At 64.6% G+C, this 24293-nt stretch carries 19 protein-coding genes; 16 read left to right on the forward strand and 3 right to left on the reverse strand.

The features are described from left to right. Window positions 1-69 precede the first annotated feature (69 nt). The 5 genes from pyk (at window position 70) to AC3QL2_RS06820 (ending at window position 5795) form a co-directional block, all read left to right on the forward strand. Window positions 70-1527 carry a pyruvate kinase gene (gene pyk, locus AC3QL2_RS06800; RefSeq protein WP_493235677.1) on the forward strand — a complete coding sequence of 486 codons (1458 nt, stop codon included), beginning with the start codon at window positions 70-72 and terminating at the stop codon, window positions 1525-1527. A 117-nt stretch (window positions 1528-1644) separates the two neighbouring features. After that, complete coding sequence (gene fba, locus AC3QL2_RS06805; RefSeq protein ID WP_493235675.1) at window positions 1645-2709, forward strand: class II fructose-bisphosphate aldolase; 1065 nt, start codon at window positions 1645-1647, stop codon at window positions 2707-2709. 198 nt (window positions 2710-2907) lie between these two features. Then, window positions 2908-3270 carry a hypothetical protein gene (locus AC3QL2_RS06810; RefSeq protein ID WP_493235674.1) on the forward strand — a complete coding sequence of 121 codons (363 nt, stop codon included), beginning with the start codon at window positions 2908-2910 and terminating at the stop codon, window positions 3268-3270. 134 nt (window positions 3271-3404) lie between these two features. Then, window positions 3405-4706, forward strand: a complete 1302-nt coding sequence (locus AC3QL2_RS06815; RefSeq protein WP_493235682.1) for a DUF3422 family protein — start codon at window positions 3405-3407, stop codon at window positions 4704-4706. A 156-nt stretch (window positions 4707-4862) separates the two neighbouring features. Beyond that, window positions 4863-5795 (forward strand): phosphoribosylaminoimidazolesuccinocarboxamide synthase, encoded by a 933-nt coding sequence (locus AC3QL2_RS06820; RefSeq protein ID WP_493235673.1) that lies wholly within the window; start codon window positions 4863-4865, stop codon window positions 5793-5795. A gap of 121 nt (window positions 5796-5916) precedes the next feature. Here the strand turns inward: AC3QL2_RS06820 and AC3QL2_RS06825 are convergent, their stop codons facing one another. Next, window positions 5917-6789, reverse strand: coding sequence for an HDOD domain-containing protein (locus AC3QL2_RS06825; RefSeq protein WP_493235672.1), 873 nt, complete (start codon window positions 6787-6789; stop codon window positions 5917-5919). Window positions 6790-6891: 102 nt separating this feature from the next. Between AC3QL2_RS06825 and AC3QL2_RS06830 the strand changes: the two genes are divergently transcribed. The 3 genes from AC3QL2_RS06830 to AC3QL2_RS06840 all read left to right on the forward strand — a co-directional run bounded on the left by AC3QL2_RS06830 (window position 6892) and on the right by AC3QL2_RS06840 (window position 9871). Continuing rightward, window positions 6892-8961 (forward strand): M3 family metallopeptidase, encoded by a 2070-nt coding sequence (locus AC3QL2_RS06830; RefSeq protein WP_493235671.1) that lies wholly within the window; start codon window positions 6892-6894, stop codon window positions 8959-8961. Next, a complete protein-coding gene (locus tag AC3QL2_RS06835; RefSeq protein WP_493235670.1) occupies window positions 8958-9428 on the forward strand; it encodes a DUF4124 domain-containing protein in 471 nt (156 codons plus the stop codon). The genes AC3QL2_RS06830 and AC3QL2_RS06835 overlap by 4 nt, the downstream gene beginning before the upstream one ends. Before the next feature lie 77 nt (window positions 9429-9505). Beyond that, entirely contained in the window at window positions 9506-9871 is a 366-nt protein-coding gene (locus AC3QL2_RS06840) for a NifB/NifX family molybdenum-iron cluster-binding protein (protein WP_481115734.1), read from the forward strand. A gap of 33 nt (window positions 9872-9904) precedes the next feature. On the opposite strand, the gene AC3QL2_RS06845 is transcribed toward AC3QL2_RS06840, so the two are convergent. Next, window positions 9905-10789, reverse strand: coding sequence for a LysR family transcriptional regulator (locus AC3QL2_RS06845; protein ID WP_493235669.1), 885 nt, complete (start codon window positions 10787-10789; stop codon window positions 9905-9907). Between the two features lie 142 nt (window positions 10790-10931). Between AC3QL2_RS06845 and AC3QL2_RS06850 the strand changes: the two genes are divergently transcribed. The 8 genes from AC3QL2_RS06850 (at window position 10932) to AC3QL2_RS06885 (ending at window position 21899) form a co-directional block, all read left to right on the forward strand. Beyond that, the gene (locus AC3QL2_RS06850; RefSeq protein WP_493235668.1) at window positions 10932-12110 is read left to right on the forward strand and encodes an MFS transporter; all 1179 of its coding nucleotides are present in this window, start codon (window positions 10932-10934) and stop codon (window positions 12108-12110) included. Between the two features lie 335 nt (window positions 12111-12445). Continuing rightward, a complete protein-coding gene (locus tag AC3QL2_RS06855) occupies window positions 12446-13720 on the forward strand; it encodes a tyrosine-type recombinase/integrase (protein ID WP_493235666.1) in 1275 nt (424 codons plus the stop codon). Window positions 13721-13834: 114 nt separating this feature from the next. Further along, window positions 13835-14728, forward strand: a complete 894-nt coding sequence (locus AC3QL2_RS06860; RefSeq protein ID WP_493235665.1) for a hypothetical protein — start codon at window positions 13835-13837, stop codon at window positions 14726-14728. A gap of 466 nt (window positions 14729-15194) precedes the next feature. Then, window positions 15195-15512 (forward strand): hypothetical protein, encoded by a 318-nt coding sequence (locus tag AC3QL2_RS06865; RefSeq protein ID WP_493235664.1) that lies wholly within the window; start codon window positions 15195-15197, stop codon window positions 15510-15512. A 4-nt stretch (window positions 15513-15516) separates the two neighbouring features. Next, window positions 15517-18585, forward strand: coding sequence for a DUF927 domain-containing protein (locus AC3QL2_RS06870; protein WP_493235663.1), 3069 nt, complete (start codon window positions 15517-15519; stop codon window positions 18583-18585). Continuing rightward, window positions 18518-21118 carry a phage tail tape measure C-terminal domain-containing protein gene (locus AC3QL2_RS06875; protein WP_493235662.1) on the forward strand — a complete coding sequence of 867 codons (2601 nt, stop codon included), beginning with the start codon at window positions 18518-18520 and terminating at the stop codon, window positions 21116-21118. Before AC3QL2_RS06870 ends, AC3QL2_RS06875 begins: the two co-directional genes overlap by 68 nt. Continuing rightward, complete coding sequence (locus tag AC3QL2_RS06880) at window positions 21118-21615, forward strand: HK97-gp10 family putative phage morphogenesis protein (protein WP_493235661.1); 498 nt, start codon at window positions 21118-21120, stop codon at window positions 21613-21615. Before AC3QL2_RS06875 ends, AC3QL2_RS06880 begins: the two co-directional genes overlap by 1 nt. 20 nt (window positions 21616-21635) lie before the next feature. Then, window positions 21636-21899, forward strand: coding sequence for a hypothetical protein (locus tag AC3QL2_RS06885; protein ID WP_493235660.1), 264 nt, complete (start codon window positions 21636-21638; stop codon window positions 21897-21899). A gap of 1193 nt (window positions 21900-23092) precedes the next feature. Here the strand turns inward: AC3QL2_RS06885 and AC3QL2_RS06890 are convergent. Then, window positions 23093-23935, reverse strand: coding sequence for an exonuclease domain-containing protein (locus AC3QL2_RS06890; protein WP_493235659.1), 843 nt, complete (start codon window positions 23933-23935; stop codon window positions 23093-23095). Window positions 23936-24293 lie beyond the last annotated feature (358 nt).

Genomic DNA, 24293 nt, shown 5'->3' on the forward strand with positions numbered 1-24293 from the left:
GCGATTTACTTGCGGCCGGACCTGCTTCTAGAATCCTCGCCGTCCGTTGCGCCCATATCTGGAGACCCCATGTCCCGCCACACCAAGATCGTCGCCACCCTCGGCCCCGCCTCTTCCGACCTCAGCGTGCTCGAACGCCTCGTGCAGTCGGGCGTGGACGTAGTGCGCCTGAACTTCTCCCACGGCACGGCGGACGATCACATCGCCCGCGCCCGCCAGGTCCGCGAAGTGTCCCAGCTGGTCGGCCGTCCGGTCGGCATCCTGGCCGACATGCAGGGGCCGAAGATCCGCGTCGGCAAGTTCGAGGAAGGCCGGATCACGCTGCAGAAGGACGCCGCCTTCATCCTCGACGCCCAGTGCGAGCTCGGCAATGCCCACCGGGTCGGCCTCGACTACAAGAACCTGCCCCGCGACGTGAAGCCCGGCGACGTGCTGCTGCTCGACGACGGCCGCCTCAAGCTCAGTGTGGAGCGCGTGCTCGGCCACGAGATCCACACCAAGGTCAAGGTCGGCGGCGAACTGTCCAACAACAAGGGCATCAACCGCCAGGGCGGCGGCCTCACCGCCCCGGCGCTGACCGCCAAGGACATGGAAGACATCAAGACCGCCGCACTGATTGGCGTGGACTTCGTCGCAATCTCCTTCCCCAAGGGCGCGGCCGACATGTACATGGCCCGCCAGCTGCTGCGCGCCGCCGGCAGCAGCGCGGTACTGATCGCCAAGATCGAGCGCACCGAGGCGGTTGCCAACCTGGAAGAGATCCTCGATGCCAGCGACGGCATCATGGTGGCCCGCGGCGACCTGGCCGTCGAAGTGGGCGACGCCGCCGTGCCGGCGCTGCAGAAACGCATGATCCGGCTGGCCCGCGAGAAGCACAAACTCGCCATCACCGCCACGCAGATGATGGAATCGATGATCCACAGCCCGGTGCCGACCCGCGCCGAAGTGTCCGACGTGGCCAACGCGGTGCTCGACGGCACCGACGCGGTGATGCTGTCCGCCGAGACCGCCTCAGGCAAATTCCCGGTGGAGGTCGTCGAATCCATGTCGCGCATCTGCCTCGAGGCCGAGAAATCCGCCGAGGTGACGATGGACCGGGACTTCCTCGACCGGGTGTTCACGCGCATCGACCAGTCCATCGCGATGGCCGCCATGTGGACCGCCTACCACCTGAAGGTGAAGGCCATCGCCTCCCTCACCCAGACCGGCTCCACCGCCCTGTGGATGAGCCGCCTGAACAGCGGCGTGCCGATCTACGCACTGACGCCGGAAATCTCGGCCCGCAACCAGATGACCCTCTACCGGGAGGTCTACCCGCTGCTGATGTCGCAAGTCCACGCCGACCGGGACGTGCTGCTGTGGGAAGCCGAGCAGATCCTCCTCGAACAGGGCGTCGTACAGTACGGCGACCTCATCGTGCTGACCATCGGCGAACCCATCGGCGCCGCCGGAGGCACCAACACGATGAAGATCGTGCGCGTCGGTGACACCCCCAGGCCCGGCCCGCAGCAAGCACTTAGCACATGAGCATGGATCCCGGTGTAAACTCCGGGCCCGCCAGACGCGCAGGCGGCATGCCGCCACGCTAGAATCCTGCCTTTATAGTCTTTACCCGGCCAATCTTCCGGCCATCGGAGAAAAACCATGCCTCTCGTTTCCATGCGCCAGCTTCTCGACCACGCTGCCGAAAACAGCTATGGCCTGCCCGCGTTCAACGTCAACAACCTCGAACAAGTCCAGGCCATCATGGAAGCCGCTGCGGAAACCGACAGCCCGGTGATCATGCAGGCCTCCGCCGGGGCCCGCAAATACGCCGGCGAAGCCTTCCTGCGCCACCTCATCGACGCCGCCGTCGAGGCCTATCCGCACATCCCGGTGGTCATGCACCAGGACCACGGCCAGTCCGCCGCCGTCTGCCAGGGCGCCATCCGCTCCGGCTTCTCGTCGGTGATGATGGACGGCTCCCTGCTCGAGGACGGCAAGACCCCCTCCTCCTACGAATACAACGTGGACGTGACCCGCCGCGTGGTCGAGATGTCCCACGCCATCGGCGTCAGCGTCGAAGGCGAACTGGGCTGCCTGGGCTCCCTCGAAACCGGCCAGGCCGGTGAAGAAGACGGCATCGGCGCCGAAGGCACGCTGGATCACTCCCAGATGCTGACCGACCCCGACCAGGCCGCAGACTTCGTCCGTCAGACCAACGTGGACGCGCTGGCCATCGCCATCGGCACCAGCCATGGCGCCTACAAGTTCACCCGCAAGCCCACCGGCGACATCCTGGCCATCGAGCGCATCAAGGAAATCAACGCCCGCATCCCCAACACCCACTTGGTGATGCACGGCTCCTCCTCGGTGCCGCAGGAACTGCTGGAGATCATCCGCGAGTACGGCGGCGACATGAAGGAAACCTACGGCGTGCCGGTCGAGGAAATCGTCCGCGGCATCAAGTACGGCGTGCGCAAGATCAACATCGACACCGACATCCGCCTGGCCATGACCGGCGCGGTGCGCAAGTTCTTCGTCGAGAACCCCTCCAAATTCGATCCGCGCGAGTTCCTCAAGCCGGCCCGCGAAGCCGCCAAGCTGGTCTGCAAGGCCCGCTTCGAAGCCTTCGGCACCGCCGGTAATGCCAGCAAGATCAAGCCGGTGTCCCTGGACAAGATCGCCGCCCGCTACAAGAGCGGTGACCTGAACCAGATCGTCCGCTAAGCAAGGCACGGGGAGTCCGCTCCCCGTCCTCGCCGGCAGTCATGAAACGGGGCCACGCGGCCCCGTTTTCCATGGCACCGCACGCCGGGGGACCCGTCGCGGCGAACTTGTTCGCCCTCTCACCGGCCCAACAGCCAGCGCTACGTCAAGCCCAAGTCCCCAAGCCAACCCGTTCTCCCCCTTTCAAAGGAGCCCCCGATGGCCGCCCCCTGGTCCGCCCTGTTCAGCGCAATTCCCTGGTCCGACGTGATCGCCCATGCCCCGACCGTCGCCAAGGGCGCCCGCAGGCTGTGGCAGAAGGTCGGCAAGCACCACGCCGATGAAGCGGTAGCCCCCGCCGCGCCGGCGACCACCGATCCGGACTCCCGCTTCGGCGCCATCGATGCCCGCCTCGCCGAGCTCGAAGCCCGCCAGCACGACAGCGCCGAGCTGCTCGCCGCCCTTGCCGCCCAGAACGCCGAACTCGTGCGCGCCGCCGAAGCACTCCGCCGCCGCGTGCAGATTCTCGGCGGCGGCCTGCTGCTTCTTGTCGTCGCGTTCGTCGCCAGTCTGTTCCGCTGATCGTTGCTGCGCCGCAACATCCAGTGTGATCCGCGCCACGCCGCATCTGCAGCCGCCCTTGCCAGCGCCCCTGCCGTAACGGCAAGATGACGGCCCGACCCAGCCCGGCCGACAGCGCCGCAGAGCCGCCCACCATGACCCTGCCCGACTATTTCATCGAGCACGACCAGCGCCAGGCCCTCAACGACGAATTCCACGCCCGGCCGCCGGTGCCCCTGGAAAGCCCGCAGCTGATCAGCTATGTGGCGATGCACCACGGGGACACCGCCGCCGACGCCGCGCTGCAGCACCTGCTCGCCCTCGGCAAGCTCCTCGAGCGCCCGATCGACAGCGACGGCCGCCACAGCCTGATCGATTTCGGCACCTTCCAGCTCAAGTGGGAACTGCACAACGAGTTCTCCAGCTACACCTTCTTCCGTTCGGTTGCCCATGGCGAAGGGCTGGAGCACCCCACCTCGGCGCTGGCCGTGGTGCCGGAAGCCTGGCTGCGCAGCCTGCCCGGCAAGCTGATCGTCGCCACCCACGTTGAACTGCGCAGCGTCACCGAAATCACCCCCGAGAGCGTGATGGCCAAGCTGTCGCCGACCGGCAACCAAATGGTCGGCGCCAAGGTGGCCGACGGTGCCGCCTGGGTGTTCACCGACTTCCTGTTCGAGGAAGGCTTCTCGCGCTTCCTGATCATCGACGTGTCCCTGACCCGCCGCCAGGCCGGCCGTACCGTGCAGCGCCTGGTGGAGATCGAGACCTACCGCCTGATGGCCCTGCTGGCCTTCCCGGTGGCCAAGGACGTCGGCCGCATGATCGGCGGCGCCGAGCAGCGCCTCGCCGACCTGATGGACCGCACCGGCTCGGCCCGCAACCCGGAAGACGAGCGCAGCGTGCTGGCCGACCTGACCACCATGGCGGCGGAAATCGAGCACTCGGTGGCCCGCACCACCTTCCGCTTCGGCGCCGCGCGGGCCTATCACAGCCTGGTCATGCAGCGCATCGCCGAGCTGCGCGAACAGCGCATCAGCGGCCTGCCGACCTTCCACGAATTCATGGAACGGCGCTTGCTGCCGGCGATGAACACCTGCGTGACGATGGCCCGCCGCCAGGAAGACCTGTCCAGCCGCGTGGCGCGCAACAGCCAGCTGCTGCGCACCCGCGTCGAGGTCGAGCTGGAACGCCAGAACCAGGAACTGCTGGCCCAGATGAACCGCCGCGCCAAGCTTCAGCTGCACCTGCAGGAAACCGTCGAAGGCCTGTCGGTGGTGGCCATCACCTACTACGCCTCGCAGCTGGTGCAATACCTGGCCAAGGGCGTGAAGCACTACATCGAGCCGCTGACGCCGGAAGGCATCACCGCGGTGGCGATCCCGGTCATCGCCGCGCTGGTCGCCATCGGCACCCATCGCATGCGCAAGCACCTGGCCGCCGCCGAAGGCCACGCGTAGAGGATTCAGCGGAGGCCGTGGGGCTGGGACTCTGACACCGTCGGGGCGAATGAATCGCCCCAACAGGTGGTGACTGATCCGCGCCACGGAACGTGAGCGTTACTCACCTCCGCAGCGTCGGTATAATCGCGTTTTGTCCAACGGACCTGACAGACCGTGACCACTCCGCTCTTCGAATCCTCCATCCGCAGCCTGCCCCTGCTGGGCCGCGGCAAGGTGCGCGACATCTACGCCATCGACGCCGACAAGCTGCTCATCGTCACCTCCGACCGTCTGTCGGCCTTCGACGTGATCCTGCCGGATCCGATCCCGCGCAAGGGCGAAGTGCTCACCGCCATGGCCAACTTCTGGTTCGCCAAGCTCGGCCACATCGTCCCCAACCAGCTCACCGGCATCGACCCGGCCAGCGTCGTCGCCGCCGATGAAGCCGGGCAGGTGCGCGGCCGCGCGCTGGTCGTCAAGCGCCTCACCCCGCTGCCCATCGAGGCCGTCGTGCGTGGCTACGTGATCGGTTCCGGCTGGAAGGACTACCAGGACACCGGCGCCGTCTGCGGCATCGAACTGCCGGCCGGCCTCAAGCAGGCCCAGAAGCTGCCGTTCCCGATCTTCACGCCGGCCAGCAAGGCCGACGTCGGTGACCACGACGAGAACATCAGCTTCGAACAGGCCCAGGCCCGCACTGACGCGCTGCTCGCCGACGCCCTCAAGGGCACCGGCAAGACCGGCGCCCAACTGGTGGCCGAAGCACGCGACGCGGCGATCCGCCTGTACACCGAGGCCGCCGACTATGCCGCCACCCGCGGCATCATCATCGCCGACACCAAGTTCGAGTTCGGCATCGACGCCGCCGGCACGCTGCACCTCATCGACGAAGCCCTGACGCCCGACTCCTCGCGCTTCTGGCCCGCCGACAGCTACGCCGAGGGCATCAGCCCGCCGAGCTACGACAAGCAGTACGTGCGCGATTACCTGGAAACCCTCGACTGGGGCAAGGTCGCCCCGGGGCCCAAGCTGCCGGAAGAAGTCGTCGCCCGCACCGCGGCCAAGTACGTGGAAGCCTACGAGAAGCTGACCGGTAACACGCTGTAAGCCGGCCAGTGGCCATGGGGCGATGACTTCGCCCCATGGCCACTGCTGAAACGAGCACACGGGCCAAAGCCACATGCCCGCATCCAACCCGCTACGGCGGGTTGGATCGTTTACAGCCCAGTCAGCCGACGTGGAAGATGTCGATCAGCGCCTTGCGCTCTTCCGCCGACTCCTCCAGCACCTCCGCCAGCTTGGCCTCGTCCAGGCCCAGCGTGGCGGCCTTGGCCAGACCATGGCGCAGGTTCTCGGTTTCCGTATCCGGCGTGAAGGGATTGCGCGTCTCGGCGACCAGATTGGCGATGAAGATCAGGTCCGGAATCGTACCCGGAGGCCAGGAGCCGCCATAAAGCTCGGGATTGTCGACGGCATCCACCAGCTCCCGCGGCATGTTCATCGCCGCCAGCACCGCCCGCCCGACCGGCGCATGCCAGACCCGCACCAGGTCCGACAGGGGGCTTTCGTCACTGAGCATCTCCGGGTATTCCCATACCCGCGCCAGCAGGAAGAACTGGCCGATGTCATGCACCATACCGGCAAAGAAGGCGGCGTCCGGATCGAGCCGGGTGCATCGCCGCGCCAGCACGCAGGCCGTCGCAGCCACATCCACGCTGTGAGCCCACAGCTTGCGGATCAGCGGCTGATAGGGCCCGAGCAGATCCCGATGCAGCAACTGCTCGGCCGCCACCGCCATGGCCAGCGCCCGCAGCTTGCCGAAACCGATGCGCACCAGCGCCTTCGGCACATCGGTCACCAGGCGCCCGCCCGGGTTGTACCAGACGGAATTGGCCAGGGCCACGGTACGCGCCGCCAGCAAGGGCTCGGCCGACACCATCGCGGAGATTTTGGAAACCTCCATGTCGGGCACATCGAGGGCCTCGAGCACACGCATCGTGACTTCCATGGAGGTCGGGAAGCGCAGCTCCCCCTCCTCCAGCTCCTTGGTGACGGTATGCAGGAAAGCCTGCTCCGCCAGATTCAATGCCTTGTCGCTCACAGCTTGTCCCCTTCAACCCGGCCGCTCCGCACCCGTCGCCAAGGGCGACACTCCGCGCAGAATTCGGCACAATAAAACCACTCAACCGATCACCCGAAGAACATGACCAACACGCCAGCCACCTCGCCCCTGCTCGAACTCTCCGGCCTGCCGCGCTTCGACGCGATCGAACCGGCCCACGTGGAGCCCGCCGTCCGCAGCCTGCTGGACGCCCTGCGCGCCACCGTCGAGCGCCTGCAGGACGACCCCGCCGCGCCCACCTGGGCCAACTTCGTCGAACCCATCGAGAACGAAGGCGAGCGCCTCGGCCGTGCCTGGGGCGTTGCCGCCCACATGCACAGCGTCATGGACACCCCCGAATGGCGTGAAGCCTACAACGTGATGCTGCCGGAGGTCACCCGCTTTTATGCCGAACTGGGGCAGAACCTCAAACTCTTCCAGAAGTATAAGGCCATCAAGAACGGCGCCGAGTTCGCCACGCTGAGCCCGGCCCGCCAGCGCATCATCGACAACGAGCTGCGCGGCTTCCGCCTGTCCGGCGCCGAGCTGCCGGACGAGCAGAAACCCCGCTTCCAGGCCATCCAGGAAGAACTCGCCGGCCTCGGCGCCAAGTTCTCCGAGAACCTGCTCGACGCCACCAACGCCTTCGCCCACATCGTCACCGACGAGGCCGAGCTGACCGGCCTGCCCGACGACGTCATCGCCGCCGCCCGCGAGGCCGCCGACAAGGCCGGCACCGCCGGCTGGAAGTTCGGCCTCAAGATGCCGTCCTATCTGCCGGTCATGCAGTATGCCGACAACCGGGCCCTGCGCGAAACCCTCTACCGCGCCTACGCGACCCGCGCCGCCGAGATCGACAACGGCTACAGCAAGGCCGAGTGGAACAACGGCCCGCTGATCAAGCAGATCCTCGCCCTGCGCGCCGAAGAGGCCGCGCTGCTGGGCTACAGGAACTACGCCGAAGTATCGCTGGTGCCCAAGATGGCCGACACGCCGGAACAGGTCCTGGGCTTCCTGCGCGAACTGGCCGCCAAGGCCAAGCCCTTCGCCGAACGCGACCTGGCCGAACTGAAGGCCTTCGCCAAGGACCAGCTGGGCCTCGACCCACTCGAACCGTGGGACGTGGGCTATGCCTCCGAGAAGCTGCGCGTCGCCCAGTACGCCTTCTCCGAGCAGGAAGTGAAGGAATACCTGCCCGAACCCAAGGTGCTCGACGGCCTGTTCGGCGTGGTCCAGAAGCTCTACCAGGTCAGCATCAAGCCCGACACCGGCCCGGTTTGGCATCCGGATGTACGCTTCTTCCGCATCGAGCGCGACGGCCAGCTGGTCGGCCAGTTCTACCTCGACCTCTACGCCCGCGACACCAAGAAGGGCGGCGCCTGGATGGATTCGGCAATCACCCGCCGCCGTCTCGCCAGCGGCATCGAGACGCCAGTGGCCTACCTGGTGTGCAACTTCCCCGGCCCGGTGGGCGGCAAGCCGGCCACCTTCAGCCACGACGACGTGATCACCCTGTTCCATGAGAGCGGCCACGGCCTGCACCATCTGCTGACCAAGGTGGACGACCTGGCGGTGTCCGGTATCCACGGCGTCGAGTGGGATGCCGTCGAACTGCCCAGCCAGTTCATGGAGAACTTCTGCTGGGAGTGGGACGTGGTCCGCGAAATGACCGCCCACAGCGAAACCGGTGCCCCGCTGCCGAAGGAACTGTTCGACAAGATGCTCGCCGCCAAGAACTTCCAGAGCGGCATGCAGACCGTGCGCCAGCTGGAGTTCTCCCTGTTCGACCTGCAGATCCACATGGACTTCGACCCGGCCACGCGGAGCGTGCTGGACCTGCTCGCCGAGGTACGCAAGGAAGTCGCCGTGCTGGTGCCGCCGGCCTGGCACCGCTTCCCCAACAGCTTCAGCCACATCTTCGCGGGCGGCTACGCGGCCGGCTACTACAGCTACAAGTGGGCCGAGGTGCTGTCGGCGGATGCCTTCGCCGCCTTCGAGGAGGAAGGCCGCCCGAAGGGCAGCGTGCTCGACGCCCAGACCGGCGAACGCTTCTGGAACGAGATCCTCGCCGTCGGCGGCAGCCGCCCGGCGCTCGACTCCTTCAAGGCCTTCCGTGGCCGCGAACCGCAGGTGGACGCCCTGCTGCGCCACAGCGGCATGGTGCCGGCATGACGGCGCGGCGGCTGTTCGGCCTGTTGCTGTTAGCCGCTGCGCTGCCAGCGGCGGCCCAGAGCGCCTATCGCTGGGTGGACGACAAGGGGCGCGTGCAATACAGCGACCAGCCGCCGCCCCAGTCGGTGAAGAAGTTCGACGAGCGCAAGCTGCAGGCCAACCGCGCCACCGCCCAGCAACCCTACGCCGTCAAGAAGGCCGCCGCCGATTTTCCGGTGACCCTCTACGTCGGCAAGGACTGCGGCGACGCCTGCGACAAGGCACGGGCTCTGCTCACCACGCGCGGCATCCCGTTCTCGGAAACCCTGCTGCAAACGGAGGCCGACGTGACCGCCTTCAAGAGCCGCTTCGGCAAGGATCCCTTCGCCCCCAGCCTGCTGGTGGGCAAGAAGCTGGAAAGCGGGTTCGCCGAGGCCGCCTGGAACAGTGTGCTGACCGAAGCCGGCTATCCCGTCAGCAAGCCCTGACTGGCATGGACCTCGCTTGATTTTCCGGTAACGGCCCCGCCGCCGCGGGGCCCTCACCGACATCCAGCGAGGCCTCCATGACCGACACTCCCACCCAATCCGCCACTCTCAAGATCGCCGTCGCCACCAAGGGCCATGGTCAGGTGGACCTGCACTTCGGCCACGCCGACGACTTCCATGTGTACGAAGTCGACAAAGATGGCATCCGCTTCGTCGAAAAGCGCATTGTCGAACACTATTGCCAGGGCGGCTTCGGCGACGAGGACAAGCGCGAGGTAATCATCCGCGCCCTCTCCGACTGCGCCGGCCTGCTCGTCGCCAAAGTCGGCGACGGCCCGAAGAAGCGCCTGCAGGACGCCGGCATCGAAGCCTCCGATGAGTTCGCCTACGGCGCCACCGAGGAGTCGCTACGGGCCTGGTACACGGCCCGCAGCGGGGCCTGAGCGGCCGTAACCCGACCCGGACCGCGGCACCCTTCAGTTTCCCTGCGCTGCATCGCCCCCCAGTACCAGCGCCTGGAAGGCCGCCGCGGCCGGCGTGGGGTTGCGGCTCCAGGCGAAGTAGACCTTGCGCTGCGGCGCCTCGTCGATGCGGGCCCTGAGCAACCCCGCGTATCCCAGCGCCGACTGTTCGGGCACCAGGCCAATGGCCAGGCCCTGGCGCACGATCTGCTCGAGCAGCTCCGCATGGTTGACCTCGAAGGCCACGCGCCGCTCGATACCGGCCGCCCGGAACGCGGCGTCGGTCTGCTGGCGCGGCCCGGTGCCGGCCTGGTAATCCACCAGCGTCTGCCCGGCCAGTTCCCCCAGGCTCAGGCTGCTGCGCCCGGCCAGCGGATGGTCCGGATGCAGGATCGCGACCAGGCACTCCTCGCTGAGGAGGCGCGCCGACACCCCCGCCACCGGCTCGCCGGGCCACACCCCGATGAAGGCCGCATCGGTCTGCTGACCGCGCAGTTCATCGAGCAGCGCATCACTCATGCCGATGTGAAGACGGATATCGACGCGGGGATGGCGGCGATGGAATTCGGCCAGCAAGGCCGGCAGATTGGCCACAGTGAGGGTCGAGATCGTCCCGACGGTCAGGGTGCCGCGGATCTCGCCCGTCGCCGCGGCCATTTCATCCCGCAGGCGGCGGGTTGCCTCCTGCACCTGGCGGGCATGGGCGACGAAAATTCGCCCCGCCGCCGTCAGGGCGACCCGCCGTGACGAGCGTTCGAACAGCCGGGAGCCGAACTCCTCCTCAAGACGGGCCACCTGGTGACTGAAGGCCGACTGGACGGTATGGCAACGCGCCGCGGCCCGCGTGAAATTGCCTTCCTCGGCCAGGGCCAGCACGAAATCAATCTGCCGCAGGTTCATCTCAATAATCTCTTTTCACGATCAAACCAATATCAACAATACATTGGAATGATCAATCCGCCTTGCCGATACTGCCCTCCGCACGTTGATTCCAATTGATCCAGGGCAGACACCCCGGATACCCTGCCGAAGAGAGCCCCCAATGCCCCCACACACCCAAGCCCTGACGCCCGGTCTGGTGCGCCTCATGGCCGCCGCTACCGGGCTGGCCGTGGCCTGTAACTACTACGCGCAGCCCCTGCTGCCCGCCATCGCCGACGACCTGCACCTGGACAGCGGCACCGCCGGCACCATCGTCACGACCGCCCAGCTCGGCTATGCCCTGGGCCTGCTGTTGATCGTGCCGCTGGGCGACCTCGTGGACCGCCGCCGCCTGGTCGTCGCCATGAGCCTGCTGGCAGCCGGCGGCCTGCTGATCAATGGCCTGGCTCCCGGACTCACCATGCTGCTCGTCGGCACCACCATTGCCGGCCTGTGTTCTGTCGTGGCGCAGATCCTGGTTCCCCTCGCCGCCGCGCTGGCAGAGCCCGCCCAGCGCGGCAAGATCGTCGGCACGGTGATGAGCGGCCTGCTGCTGGGCATTCTGCTCGCCCGCACGATCGCCGGGCTGCTGGCAGGACTCGGCGACTGGCGCACTGTCTATTTCGCCGGCGCCCTGGCCATGCTCGCCATTGCCATCGTGCTGGCGCGGCGTCTGCCCAGCGGCGGCGACAGCGTGGATCTTCCCTATCCGCGCCTGCTGCTGTCAGTGCTCCAACTCTTCCGCGAGGAAGCGGTGCTGCGCCGCCGGGCGGTGCTGGGTGCCTTGTCCTTTGCCAACTTCAGCGTGCTGTGGACCTCGATGGCCTTCTTCCTGAGCGCACAGCCCTTCGGCTACGCACCGGCCACCATCGGCCTCTTCGGCCTTGCCGGGGCGGCCGGCGCCCTCGCCGCCCCGCTCGCCGGTCGCCTGGCCGATTCGGGGCGCGGGGAAATCGCGACCCTGCTGGCGCTCGGCATGCTGCTGCTGTCCTGGGTGCCGCTGGGCCTGGCCGCCGAGCACGGCCTGGCGAGCCTGCTGATCGGCGTCCTGCTGCTCGACTTGGCGGTCCAGGGCGTCCATGTGAGCAACCAGGGCGCGATCTACCGGATCCGTCCGGATGCGCGCAACCGCCTGACCGCCGCCTACATGACCAGCTACTTCATCGGCGGCGCGCTCGGCTCGCTCGCCTCCGCCCAGGCCTACGGCATCGCCGGCTGGTCTGGCGTCATCACGGTCGGCGTGCTCCTCAGCACTGCCGGCATCGTGGCCTGGCTCGGCCTGCACAGTCCAGACGCGTGATCTCCGCCCTCGCGGCATGGATCCGCAAGCGCTAAGGCCCCTGTCGCTGGCACAATCACGGCAAACCCATCAGCGGTGAGTCGCCAGGTGTGCAGCCAAGAGCGCATCCAGCGCACCAAACCCGCGCCAATACTGGATTTCAAGACCCCATGAAGATCGCCACCTGCAAGTTAATTCCTCGTTTTGTGTAGCTTCACGCCGTCTCACAAAGGCGCGAAAGCCGCATAAAACCTGGGTTTTCATGCATCAATTAAAATCACCAAACCTCACCCCAGCGCCTATAATTTGTGTAGCTATCTGCGTAGCTAACAAATTGAGATTACGAAATAGGCCCCTTGGGAAATCTAACCGACATCGCCCTTCGCGCATGGATCAAGACCGGGCAACCGGTAGCCAAAGCAGACAGCGGCGGACTCACCTTCACCATGAGCGCTTACCAGGCCAGCCAGAGAGGCGGCACGTGGGTGCTCCGATATCGCTTTGGTGGCAAGGCCCACGAACTCACCCTCGGCCGATACCCTGACATCACGCTGGCCGTAGCTCGCCAGCTGGCAGCGGAAGCCCGTGTGAGAATCAGCCAGGGAGCCGACCCGGCCCGCGAAAAACAACTGGGCAAGATCGAACGCGCAGGCGCAAAAAACTTTCGCGCCTTGGCCAGCGACTACATGGAGAAGGCCTTTCCCCGCTTGGCGGATACCACCGTCAAGCAGCGGCGGCAGCACATCGAAGGCGTTATCCTGCCGAAGCTTGGGAGTCTTCCGGCCCGTGAAGTAACCGGCGCCGACGTCGTGGCCCTGATCGAATCCGTGGGCGCGAAGTCCGTAAATGTGGCGGAGCTGGTCTTCACCGCTCTGTCGGAGATCTTCAAGCACGGTATCGCTCGCCGGGTCGTGGTGACCAATCCATGCGCTGGCATTTCGGTTTCTGCGATCTGCGGCAAGGCAGATCCACGCCGGCTGCGACTCATGCTTACCGAAGCAGAATTGCGGGCGATCTTCCCCGCCCTGCCATCGATCGGCCGCGAAAACATGTTGGCCGTAAAGCTGCTACTCGTGACCTGCGCCCGCGTTGGCGAGCTGGCCCGTGCCGAATGGACTCACGTAGATTTGTCCAAAGGGGAATGGTTCATCCCCGATGAGAACAGCAAGACAGGCAAGGGCTTTACCGTCCCACTGCCACCGTGCGCGGTGGGCTGGTTCAAAGAACTCCAGGAGCTGGCCTGTGGCTCCCGCTTCGTCCTTCCTGCCCGACAGCAGCGGCGCCTGCTCACCCATGGCCAGGAAACGCATTTCGAGCAGCGCGCGCTGAACGCCATTCTGCACAAGCTGTGCGACCGCCTCGGAGACAAATCCCGGCGCTTCACGCCGCACGATCTGCGAAGTACCGCCCGCAGTCACCTGGCGGCACTTGGGGTGCCAGTGCTGATTGCCGAACGCTGCCTGAACCACTCCCTGGGCGGACTGGTTGCGGTGTATGACCAGCACGATTACCTGACGGAGCGCCGCGCAGCACTGGAACTGTGGGCATCGTTCTTACTCGCCTGCGAGTCAGGAAAAGAATGGATCGCACCTGGGGGCAAGGTTGTCCCGCTGCGGGGCCATGCCGCATGACCTGAAGATCAACCGAGCAGCACGCCGCGCCTAGGTCGGCCAACCGAAAACGGGGAGACCTTCACCCCGCTGGCGCGGCACCTATTTTGAAGGGGCGTACGAAGGGACGCTTACATGGAAGCGAATGAAAAAACTGCGCGTAAGCAGTGTATTGACATCCTGCTGGACGACAGGGAGAAGGGATGGGCAAGGAACACCGACATCGAACGTATGCGTGAGTTCTGTCGCGTCGGAGCATCAAACGAAGAGGTAGAGGAGGCATCACGCCGCACGGCGAGGACAGCTTGGGCCTACCGCGACGAACTTGAAGCTAAGTCCTCAGAGGAACTGCGGACTCTTGCTGCTGCTGTCACTCGCCAGCAAGAGGCGGAACGCAGTGCGGCTGAGCAGCGGAGGCGGATTGAAGCGAAGAAGGCAATGTTTCTTAGTTGGGCTCGCAAGCCGTATTGGACTCTGGATGAAGCAGCGACTCTCGTTCTGGGCCATGACCCAGCTACCGTTCGTAATGAACGTTATGGCTTAACTTCGACCGACTCGTTCCATGAATTGGAAGACTTGCTGAGTCGGGCGATTCGTCACGGACAGCTCAAACGAGAAAGCCCACCGAAGACGATCTTGAGTTTTCTCAGGGGCAAAAAGTTTGATGTAGCAACAGGGTTGCTTGAAGCTGTAAAGTCACTAGAACCACAGAAGCCAAAACCAATTGTTGTCCAGCACGTTCCCGCGCCAGAACCCGCTCAGCGGTTATCTGAGCCTCAACCTACCATTCAAGAATGCAAAATGCCGGTTGTCCCTGGCTACGACACCCCGAGTGAGTTGGACGTAATGTTTGAGGCTATACGGAAATTTTGGGTGGATGCAGACCCGAGCAGGCCTCCAAAAAGAGACGAAATCTTCAGCTGGATTAGGGAGCGCGTCCCGTCGGATGCCAAAGCAGATTCCATTGACTCGCTCATTAGACCTACATGGGCACGTCAAGGGGGGAACAAAAAGCAATCGAAGGGGTAACCCCCTGAAACCCTTTGTGGCTGCGGGATTCAAGGGGTTTGACAGAACCCATTACCCCACCCTCCTACAACCCTTTGCAGCGTTACAGCTTTCACGCCCATTCCTAATCTCGCCATGTCTCCCACCGAGGCATGGCGTATCAGCAGGTAGCGCCATGCCTCTCCATCTAAGGACATGGCATGAAAACCCAGGCATCCAGCCGCAAGGCCTTTTTCCCTGACTCCGTCAGCGCGCTCCCGGCGCCTGCTGCAATAGCAATTCCCGATGCCCTCCGTAACTTCGACGCACTGCCCGACTCGGCCTATGTGCGCTTGCCGGTCACATCGGCACTGTTCCAAATCTCCCCCGCCACCACTTGGCGTTGGTCAAAAAACGGCCGCATACCTGCACCTCGGCGTCTCAGCGAGGGCGTAACGGCCTGGAACGTTGGGGATCTTCGCAAAGCACTCCGCGGGGAGGCTTGGAAATGAGCACCGCCAAGTCCTCTCGCGCACCGTCCTTCGCCAAGGATCTGCAGGAAGCGCGTTGCTTGTTGGCCCCTGTGTTCGGCGAGGCCTACTGCACCAAGCGCCCCTGGATGCTGCTGCTCGCAGCGGTATGGATTGCAGCGGACCGCCTGCAGCACCAGGAGCCTGAAGCGCCCTCGATCTCCAGCGATGACTGGCGGACCAGCAATTCCGCCTTGGAAGCCAAGGCACGGGCCCTTGGCCTTCCTTCTCGCCCCGGCGAGACCTGGGAAAAATGGCGTGACCGTGTAGCTCAGAAACTGAGTGGGCGAGGCTGAAGACATGATCGACACCGCCTCGATCCTCTCCCAGTTCCGTGCCGCTGCGGCCGTCCGGGGTCTGCTCCTGCCGGATCGTATCGACGCCGACGGCAAGCTGTACCGGTGCGAGCTGATCGGCGGTCCGAAAGGCAAGAAGGATGGCGCTTATCTGCTGCACTTGGACGGCATCCCGGCCGGTGGCTTCCAGAACTTCAAGGATGGCCTTGAGTGGGAAAACTGGCGGGCCGACGTCGGCCGCCAGCTCACGCCCGAGGAAGAGGCCGCCCACCGCGCCCGCATGGAGGCCCAGCGCGCCGAACGGGAAGCCGAAGCCAAGGCCAAGCGCGACAAAGCCCGTCGGAAGGCGAACGGGATCTGGAACAGCGCCAAGCCGGCGCCGGACGATCACCCCTACCTCGCCCGCAAGGGTGTGCCTTCCTATGGGCTGCGTGTCGGAACCTGGTCCAAGTGGTCGGAAGTCCGTCCGGAGGTATGGGACGAGGTACGCATCCCCAACGCTTTGCTGGTGCCCATGCGCAGCCCCTCCGGCACGCTGCACAGCCTGCAGGCGATCTATGCCGACAAGGTGGACGGCCGCGACAAGGACTTCCTGCCTCACGGCGAGAAGCGCGGCAAGCTGCATTTGATCGGCGAGATCCTCCCCGATCAGCCTGTTTGCATAGCCGAGGGTTACGCCACCGCGGCCAGCCTGCACCAGGTAACCGGCTGGCCGGTTGCCGTGGCCTTCGACGCCGGCAGCCTGGAGCCCGTTGCCCGCGCCCTGCAGGAGGCCTATCCGCAGGCCCGCATTATCCTGTGCGCCGACAACGACGCCTTCGGCCACTGCCAGGCCTGCGAGGCACCGGTTCGGGTGGCCGATGGTGACATCTGCCCGAGCTGCGACCAGCCGCACAAATGCCGCAACGCGGGCCAGATCCGGGCGAATGAGGCGGCCCGGGCGGTCGGCGGTGTCGTTGCCATGCCGGAGTTTGCCGACCCGGAAGGGCGTTGGGTGGGCTACCAGGAATCTGGCAAGGCCCCGACCGACTTTAACGACTTGGCGACTAGCACTCGCGATGGTGAAGGCCCGGCCGCTGTGCGCCGCATCCTCGAAGCGGCAGCGGCTGCGCTCCCGGCCCTACAAGGCGATGACACCCCCGTCGATGTGCCCACGCATGCCCCCGATGTGGAAAGCGCCACCAGTGCCCCGGAGACAGCCTCGGCACCACCAGCAGATGACGTAGCCCAGCCTGCGAAGCGTGCCCGCACCAAAGGCAAGGGCAAAGCCGGCGGTGTGCAGACGCCTACACAAGGCGGCGAGCTGTTCGAACTGCGTGACGGCAACGAAGGCCGAGGCGTCTATCGCCTGAAGGTGGAGCGACGTGGTGAGGGCTGGGAGCAGGTCGAGCAGTTCGTCTGTGCTCCGCTGGAGATCACGCACCTGGTGCGTGATGCGAAGGGCGAAGGCTGGTGCCGTCTGGCGACGTTCCAGGATCACGACGGCCGCCGCCGCCGCGTGCTGGTGCCCGACGAGATGCTGGAAGGCGATGGCGCAGCCCTCGCGAAGTTGCTTCGCGGGCACGGTCTCTTCATCGGCGACAACAAGGGTGGGCTGTTGAAGATGTATGTCAATCGCTCTCGCCCCGCGGCGCGTGCTCGTGTGACGGGCCGGATCGGTTGGCACAAGGATGTGAACGAGTCGGGCCGCTGGTCATTTGTAGTCGGCGGCGAGCGTGACCCCATTGCCACAGAAGGCGCGGAGCTCTGGCTTCACCAGGCGGTGGGAAGCGGTCACGCTCAGTTCAAACAGGAAGGCAGCCTGGAGCAATGGCGTACCCATGTAGCGGCGCTGGCCGTTGGGAATTCCCGCCTCGCTTTCGCTATTTCGGCAGCGTTTGCCGGCGGCCTCTGCTGGCTCCACCCCAACATCGCTGGGGGGTTCCACTGGATGGGAACCAGTAGCCTGGGAAAATCGGGCTTGCTCCTGGCGGCCGCTAGCCTGTGTGGCTCGCCCGAGTTCCGCAAGAGCTGGTTGCAGACAGGTACTGCAGTCGAAATGCTGGCCGCCGGCCACTGCGATGCGCCGCTTCTCCTCGATGAACTCAAACAGTCCGGCAACCCCCGTGATGTGGCCCAAGCCGCCTATATGCTCGCCAGTGGCCAGGGCAAGGGCCGCGGCCAGGCAGCCGGAGGCCTTCGGGAAACGGCGGCATTCTCGCTGTTGTTCCAGTCGAACGGCGAACTGGGCCTGACTCAGTTTCTCGAGGAGAACCAGGAGCGCGCCTACGCCGGCCAGGAGGTGCGGTTCTGCGAACTGCCCGCCGATGCAGAGGCCGGTTTCGGCTGCTGGGAGACACTACACGGCCAGCCCGATGGGGCCCGCTTCTCGGAATACCTCCAGCAGCAAGCTAAAGAGCACTATGGCTCGGCCTATCCGGAGTTCATCCGCCGTGTGCTCGACCACCGGGCCGCAATGCCCGCCGAGTTCGAGCAGCTGCGGACCAGCTTCGAGAAACGCGCCTTGTCCGGCAACGCAGGGTCCCAAGCCATCCGCGCTGCAACCCGCTTTGCTGCCGTGGCCTATGCCGGCGAGAAGGCCACGGAATGGGGCCTGACAGGGTGGCCACAAGGCGAAGCGATCAACGCCGCCGGCCGCCTTTTCCGCGATTGGTTGCATGTGTTCGGAGGCGAAGAGAACCGCGAGCCCCGCAAGATGGTGGAACAGGTACAGGCCTGGATTCAGGCTCATGCCGGCGGTCGGCTGGAAGACTGGCGACGCCCCAGCATCTCCGACACCCACGCGCCGCGGACGATGAATCGGGCGGGCTGGAAGCGGCCGACGAAGGACACCGCCAGTCTCAACGAAGCCGATCACATCTTCGAATACCTGATCTACCCGACGGTATTCAAGACCGAACTCTGCAGCGGATTCGACCCCGCCCAGGTCATCAAGGAACTGCTCAAGCGGGGCCTGCTTGAGCACGGCGACGGCAAGAACGTCCCGGTGAAGGTCCGCGAACCCGGTGCCGGCTACAGCCGCTTGTATCTCCTCACGCCCGCCATCACAGGAAGCCTGGACGGCGACGACTGAACCAGCAGCCCGCGCCGTCGGGCGCAGGTGCGGACTGTCCTTTCCATCGCGCCCTTCAGGAGTATTACCTATGGCATCACTCGGCTCGTTGGCCGTCTCCCTTTCGGCAGAGACCGCCAACTTTGAATCAGCCCTGAACCGGGCCGCCGATCTCACCAAGCAGTTTGGCAAAGCCTCCAATGACAACTTGAACGTCATGGCCCAGGTGGACGCCATGCTCGCGCGAGGCTCGCAGACCTTGACCAGCTTCGGCGGCATCGTCGGAAACGACCTGGTTTCGGCTTTCGATAAGGCCAAATCGGCTATGGCCAACTTCGCAATGGGTTCCCTGGGTGTTGGCGCGGGCCTGGGGGTTTCGGCCATCGTCAGCCAGATGGACAAGGCCATTTCCAGCATGGCGGAACTGAAGGACCTGTCAGAGAAAACCGGCGCTCGTGTGCAGGCTTTGTCGGCGCTCAGTGCCACCGCCAAGCAGGCGGGCATGGAGATGAGCACGGTGGAAACCGGCCTGGTCCGCATGGCCAAGGCCATGTCCGGGGCCGACGACGAAGCCAAGGGCGCCGGCCATGCCTTGAGCACCCTGGGGCTTTCTGCGAAGGAGCTGCGCACCCAGGATACGGCTGACGCCCTCAAGACCGTGGCCGACAAGCTCAGCGAGTACCGCGATGGCGCCGGCAAAACGGCCCTGGCTATGGACCTTTTCGGCAAGAGCGGTGCGCAGTTGCTGCCCTTCCTGAAGGAGCTTGCCGAGCGCCAGGATATGGTCGGCAAGGTGACCGACGAGGCCGCTTATGCGGCCGATCACTACGAAAAAGCCGTTCAGCGCCTCACGGCCGGCACCAGCACGTTTTACCGCACGCTGGCCATGGACGCACTGCCAACGCTCAACACCTTCGTCGACCGCATGAACGATGGGACGAAGATCGCCGGGGGCTTCTGGAAGGCCCTCAACACCTTCGGCATTGGCAGCTTCCTGGGCGGCGCCAAGGTGGATATGGACGAGATCCAGAAGCGCCTGGCCGATCTTCAGGCCCAGCGGACCAGGATCATGTCGACGGTCAATCCGCCCAATCCCGAGATGTCGGCGGGGGCGCTTCGCTATGTGGAACAGCAGATCGAGGCCGTCCAGAAGCAGATTGCTTTCCAGGACCTCCTCAGGGAGAAGCAGGAACGCCCCGTCGTCTATGCGGACAACGCGGCGGCGGTGGCCAAGGCCTACGCCGGTTACAGCGTGGAGATCCAGCGGGCGGCCCAGCTTGCCCTGGCCGCCACCAACTTTCCGGACTCCGCGGTTGCCGAGCAGGCAAAGCCGGATCTCAAGTACACGCCCCGTGCCTCGCCGCTCGATGACCAGAAGATCGTGGATACCAGCCGGCAGGTTCTCGATGGGCTGCTGAAGGAGCAGGAACGCCGCATCCAGATCGAGAAGGATCTCCTGGGTCAGCGGACGGCGATGCTGGAGCGCAGCTACCGGGATGATCTGATGAGCATTGAAGGCTACTACTCTGCTCGGGCCAATGCGATCAAGCTGAGCACGGACAACGCGGCAGTGGCCTATGCCAAGGAAGAACAGATCTTGAAGGACTTCCTGGCCCGCACCACCGACACGCGCCTGAAGGCGGAAGCCCAGAACAAGCTGGCCGATGTGAAGGACCGCAGCGCTCGCTCCATGCAGGACAGCAGCGCCAGGCTGGAGCAAAACGTCTTCGATCAGGCCAAAGCCTATGAGCAATTGGAGCGGCAACTGGCCGGCCTGGATGCACGTTACCAGTCCATGCAGGGCCACGCCGAAGCGGCGGCGGCCATCTCGTTTGACGCCCAGAACAGCGCACTGGTCAAACGCCTGCAGGCGGAAGGACTGACAGACCAACTGGCGAAGATCGACGCCTTGCGAGCCAGCGCCATGGAAGCCGCCTCGACAACGGGAGAGGCCGGCGCCAATCGAGCATTCCGGGCTTACATCAAAGAGGCCCAGGACGCTGGCAAGGCGGTGGAGTCCGCCGTCACGCGCAGCTTCAGCAGCATGGAAGATGCACTGGTCAGCTTCACGACAAGCGGTCGCCTGAACTTCAAGAGCTTTGCCGATTCGATCATTGCCGATCTGGCCCGGATCGCCATCCGCCAGCAGATCACCATGCCGTTGGCGATGTCCCTGCAGGGCTCGGGGCTGCTGGGTACGGGGTTGGCTGGTATCGGCAACATCTTCTCGGGGAACACCAAGGCCAACGTGGCCAAGACGTCCGAAGACTACATCGACGCGGGCGGCATGGGCGGTTCTCCGGGCCTCCTCGCCAACCTCGCTTCCCTGTTGCCGAGCTTCGATGTGGGCACGGATTACGTGCCGCACGACATGATTGCCAAGATCCATGCGGGCGAGAAGATCGTACCGGCATCGCAGAACAAGCCCAGCTCCGAAGGATTCAGCCAGACCCTGCACTTCCACGTCTCCGGCCCCGTGGATGCGCGTACGGTGCAGCAACTGGCCCTGCAGGCAGGCGTGCAGGCCCGTCGTGCCATGGCGAGGAACGGGTGATGGGGACCGTCGAAATCAAAGGCCTGGCCGCGGTGAGCGAGGCGCTGGCAAACCTGCCCAAGCGGGTGGCCAAGAACGCCCTGCGGGCGGCCGTCTATGCCGGCGCAGCCGTGATCCGGGACGAAGCCAGGCAGCAGGCCCCCGAGTACCACGGGAAGGTGGCAGATGGGCACCCGCCGCCGGGCACCCTCAAGCGGGCCATTGCCGTCAAACGGGTGCCGGCGGACAGCACGCGCACCCGCGAGGTGGCACAGGTCTATGTCCGCCAGGCCAAGAACGGATCGGTCGGCCAGAAGAACGTGAAGGCCTACGGCCGGACCGATGCCTACTACTGGCGCTGGGTGGAGTTCGGCACCAGCAAGATGGCCGCCCATCCCTTCATGCGCCCGGCCTTCGAGGCCAAGAAACAGGCTGCGCTCGAAGCCATTGTCACCAAGCTGGTGGATCGCATCGAGCAGGAAGCCCTTCAACTCAACACGACAGGCCCGCAGGCCTGACCCCATTCAGGAGAGTCACCATGATGTTTCAGAAGCAGAAGCAAGACCCCGCCCGCGAGCTGGTGCGCGCCGCCCTTGATCCGATCAAGCAAACCTTGATGACCGAGGTTGGCAAGATCCAGGCGGAGATCCGCGGCGGTACGGAAGCGCTCGGCGAGGTGCAGCAGTTCCAGAACCAGCAGTTCAAGCTGATCAACGATGTGCTCGAACAGCTCAAGCTGCTCGATGCCCGTGTGACGCAGCTCGAAGCCCGGGCGGCCGTTGAAGCCCTGACAGCCGATTGAAGCAGCGTGCCGCACCTGTCCCCAAACGGATGGGTGCGGCCATGCCATGAGGGTTGAAAACTCATGATTGACTGGTCTGAACTTGTCGCCCAATCGTTCCCCGACTTGCCTAAAAATGAGGCAAATTGGCCTTGTTCCGACTCGAATGGTCGGAACAACAGCCAAAATCCCGAAAAGGTCGGAACAGCGGAAAGCCTTGCCAGTACTGGGTTTGCGGGCTCTGTTCCGACTGTACCGACCGTTCCGACCATTTTTGAATGGACGAGGGAAGATAGAAGTGAAAATGGCAATCCAACGTCATTAAAAAGCTCGGTTGTGGGTGGGGCTTCGGAAGGCTTTGCGCCATCGGAAAAAGCCCTCGACCTTGCCTGCAGGCGCTGTGCTTCGTTCCGTCGCCCTGGTCTGTCGGATGGGTACTGCGGTGGCCGGGACGATCTGCCGCCGGCCTATACCCTTGGGCATCCACTGCGCCAGCTCCCCGAGGATGGCGGAGCGAGCTGCAGCCTCTGGCGGCTTCACCCCGCCCTGGGGAAGCATCCTGCCAGGGGGTAGGGGGTATCCAATTTCTGGCAGAGGGCACGGCGGGACCGGACGTCCCGCCATTTTTTTGTGTGCGGGAGTTTCGACCGGGGGGTACTCCCCTCGCCCTGTAGGGGGTAGGGGGGGCAAATCTCTACGGGAATTTGTCTCGGGACCGGACGCCTAGCCACATTTTTATAGAGACATTTTCCAAGGGGTAGGGGGGGCTAAACAGGTTGGGCTTTCCTCTGCATGAAGGCGGGTCGAGTGGCATTTTTTGTGCCCTGGTGCCGGATCGTCGAGCTGGTGCCTTCCTGTGCAGCGCCATCGGTAGCACCAAACCACACCGCGCCTTCATACCCCTGCAGCCCTTGCCGGGCGCGGCTTTCGGGGGTATCCGCGGCGGCCTGTGACAAGGGCGGAGGCTTGGGCATTCCCAAACTGGTCGGAACAGTCGGAACGGTCGGAACAAAAACCGGAAGCCCAGCAGCAGCGCGGCTTTACGGAGTGCAGGTTGTTCCGACTTATGTAGTGAACAAGTCGGAACAACCAATATTAGTCGGAACACCGGCCGAGGTCGGCGCAAGCGCAGTCCATTCGAAACATGGCGCAAATTGCGCCCTGCGCCCACCTCCCCCGGCTTGTCTGGACCGCAGCTAGAAGACAGGCCAGAGTCAATGCAGGCCGCAAAGCCGCTGGAAATCGGACTCCCCGATGATTCGGATTGCCTGTCCCTTTTCGATCAAGGCTTCCGCCTTCCGGTGCTTCGAACTTTGCTCTTCACCGCCTAAACGACGGATGTCCTGGTCACCAACGACCAGAAGCGTCGTGTGCTTTGTGACCCCTTCCGCAACCTCGCATCCTGCGCGGGCGGCCAGCTCCGCAGCTGTCTTACGTGGCAAAGAAAGCGTACCGGTAAAGACCAGCACTTCGCCGTAGAGAGGGCCATCAGGATTTCCTGGGCTGGCAATCTGGGTGCGCGTCGGATCAATAGGTTGTCGAACGCGTTGCATCCAGCCTTCGACATCAAGACCGTTCTCATGAATTGCACGTAGAAGAACTTCACCGGCAGCACGTGCATCTTCCCTGGCATTGTGGTGCAGGAAGGTAATACCCAAGCGCTTCGCGATCTTTCGAAGCGCCCACTTTTCCCCAGGCCAGGCCCGCCGGGCAACACATGCCGTATCTAGCCAAGGCCACTCCGGCGTCCCGATACCGTGCTTCTCACAAGCTCTGGCTAACGCAACCCGATCAAAGGGGGTATGACTCACGATGGTGGCGCCAGTCAGCAGAGGGGCGCATTCGGCGAAGGCTATCGGCCAGCTAGGCGCTCCGCGCACGGCGTCTTCATCGATACCATGAATTGATACGTTGAAGCCGCTGAAGTAGTCCTGGGGATCAACCAGCGATTCCCAGGTATCGAACAGCCGGCCGTCTTTGAAGCGGGCCACACCTATCTGGCAGATGCTGGAAAAGTCGGGATTGGCCGTTTCGAAATCGATAGCAACAAAATCCATGAGATGGCTCCTGTTCGCAACGGGTAGAACAAAAGCATACATGCGATTGTTGAAGAATTCTCATGCCATCCCCTTGACGCGTCCACGATGCCGGGTTGATACTCAACACCGTCACCTAAACAGTGGTGACCGGGTTTGGCGACCCGATTAAAGTAGGCGGACTCAAGCCGCCCCGCGGCTTTTTTTGCGTCCGTAACACCCTTGGTGCGCCCCGATCAATGGCGGGCCGGGTGGGGAGCCCTCACGGGCTGCCGGTGCCTACTTTCCGGTTCGCCAACCCCACTTTGGCCCGCCCCCCGTTTGGCGACGGGGAGCGGATTTAGTCCGCAAAGTAGGAGCATCGCACCATGGCAACCCT

Source organism: Zoogloea sp. GW822-FHT05C07 (assembly GCF_058800215.1).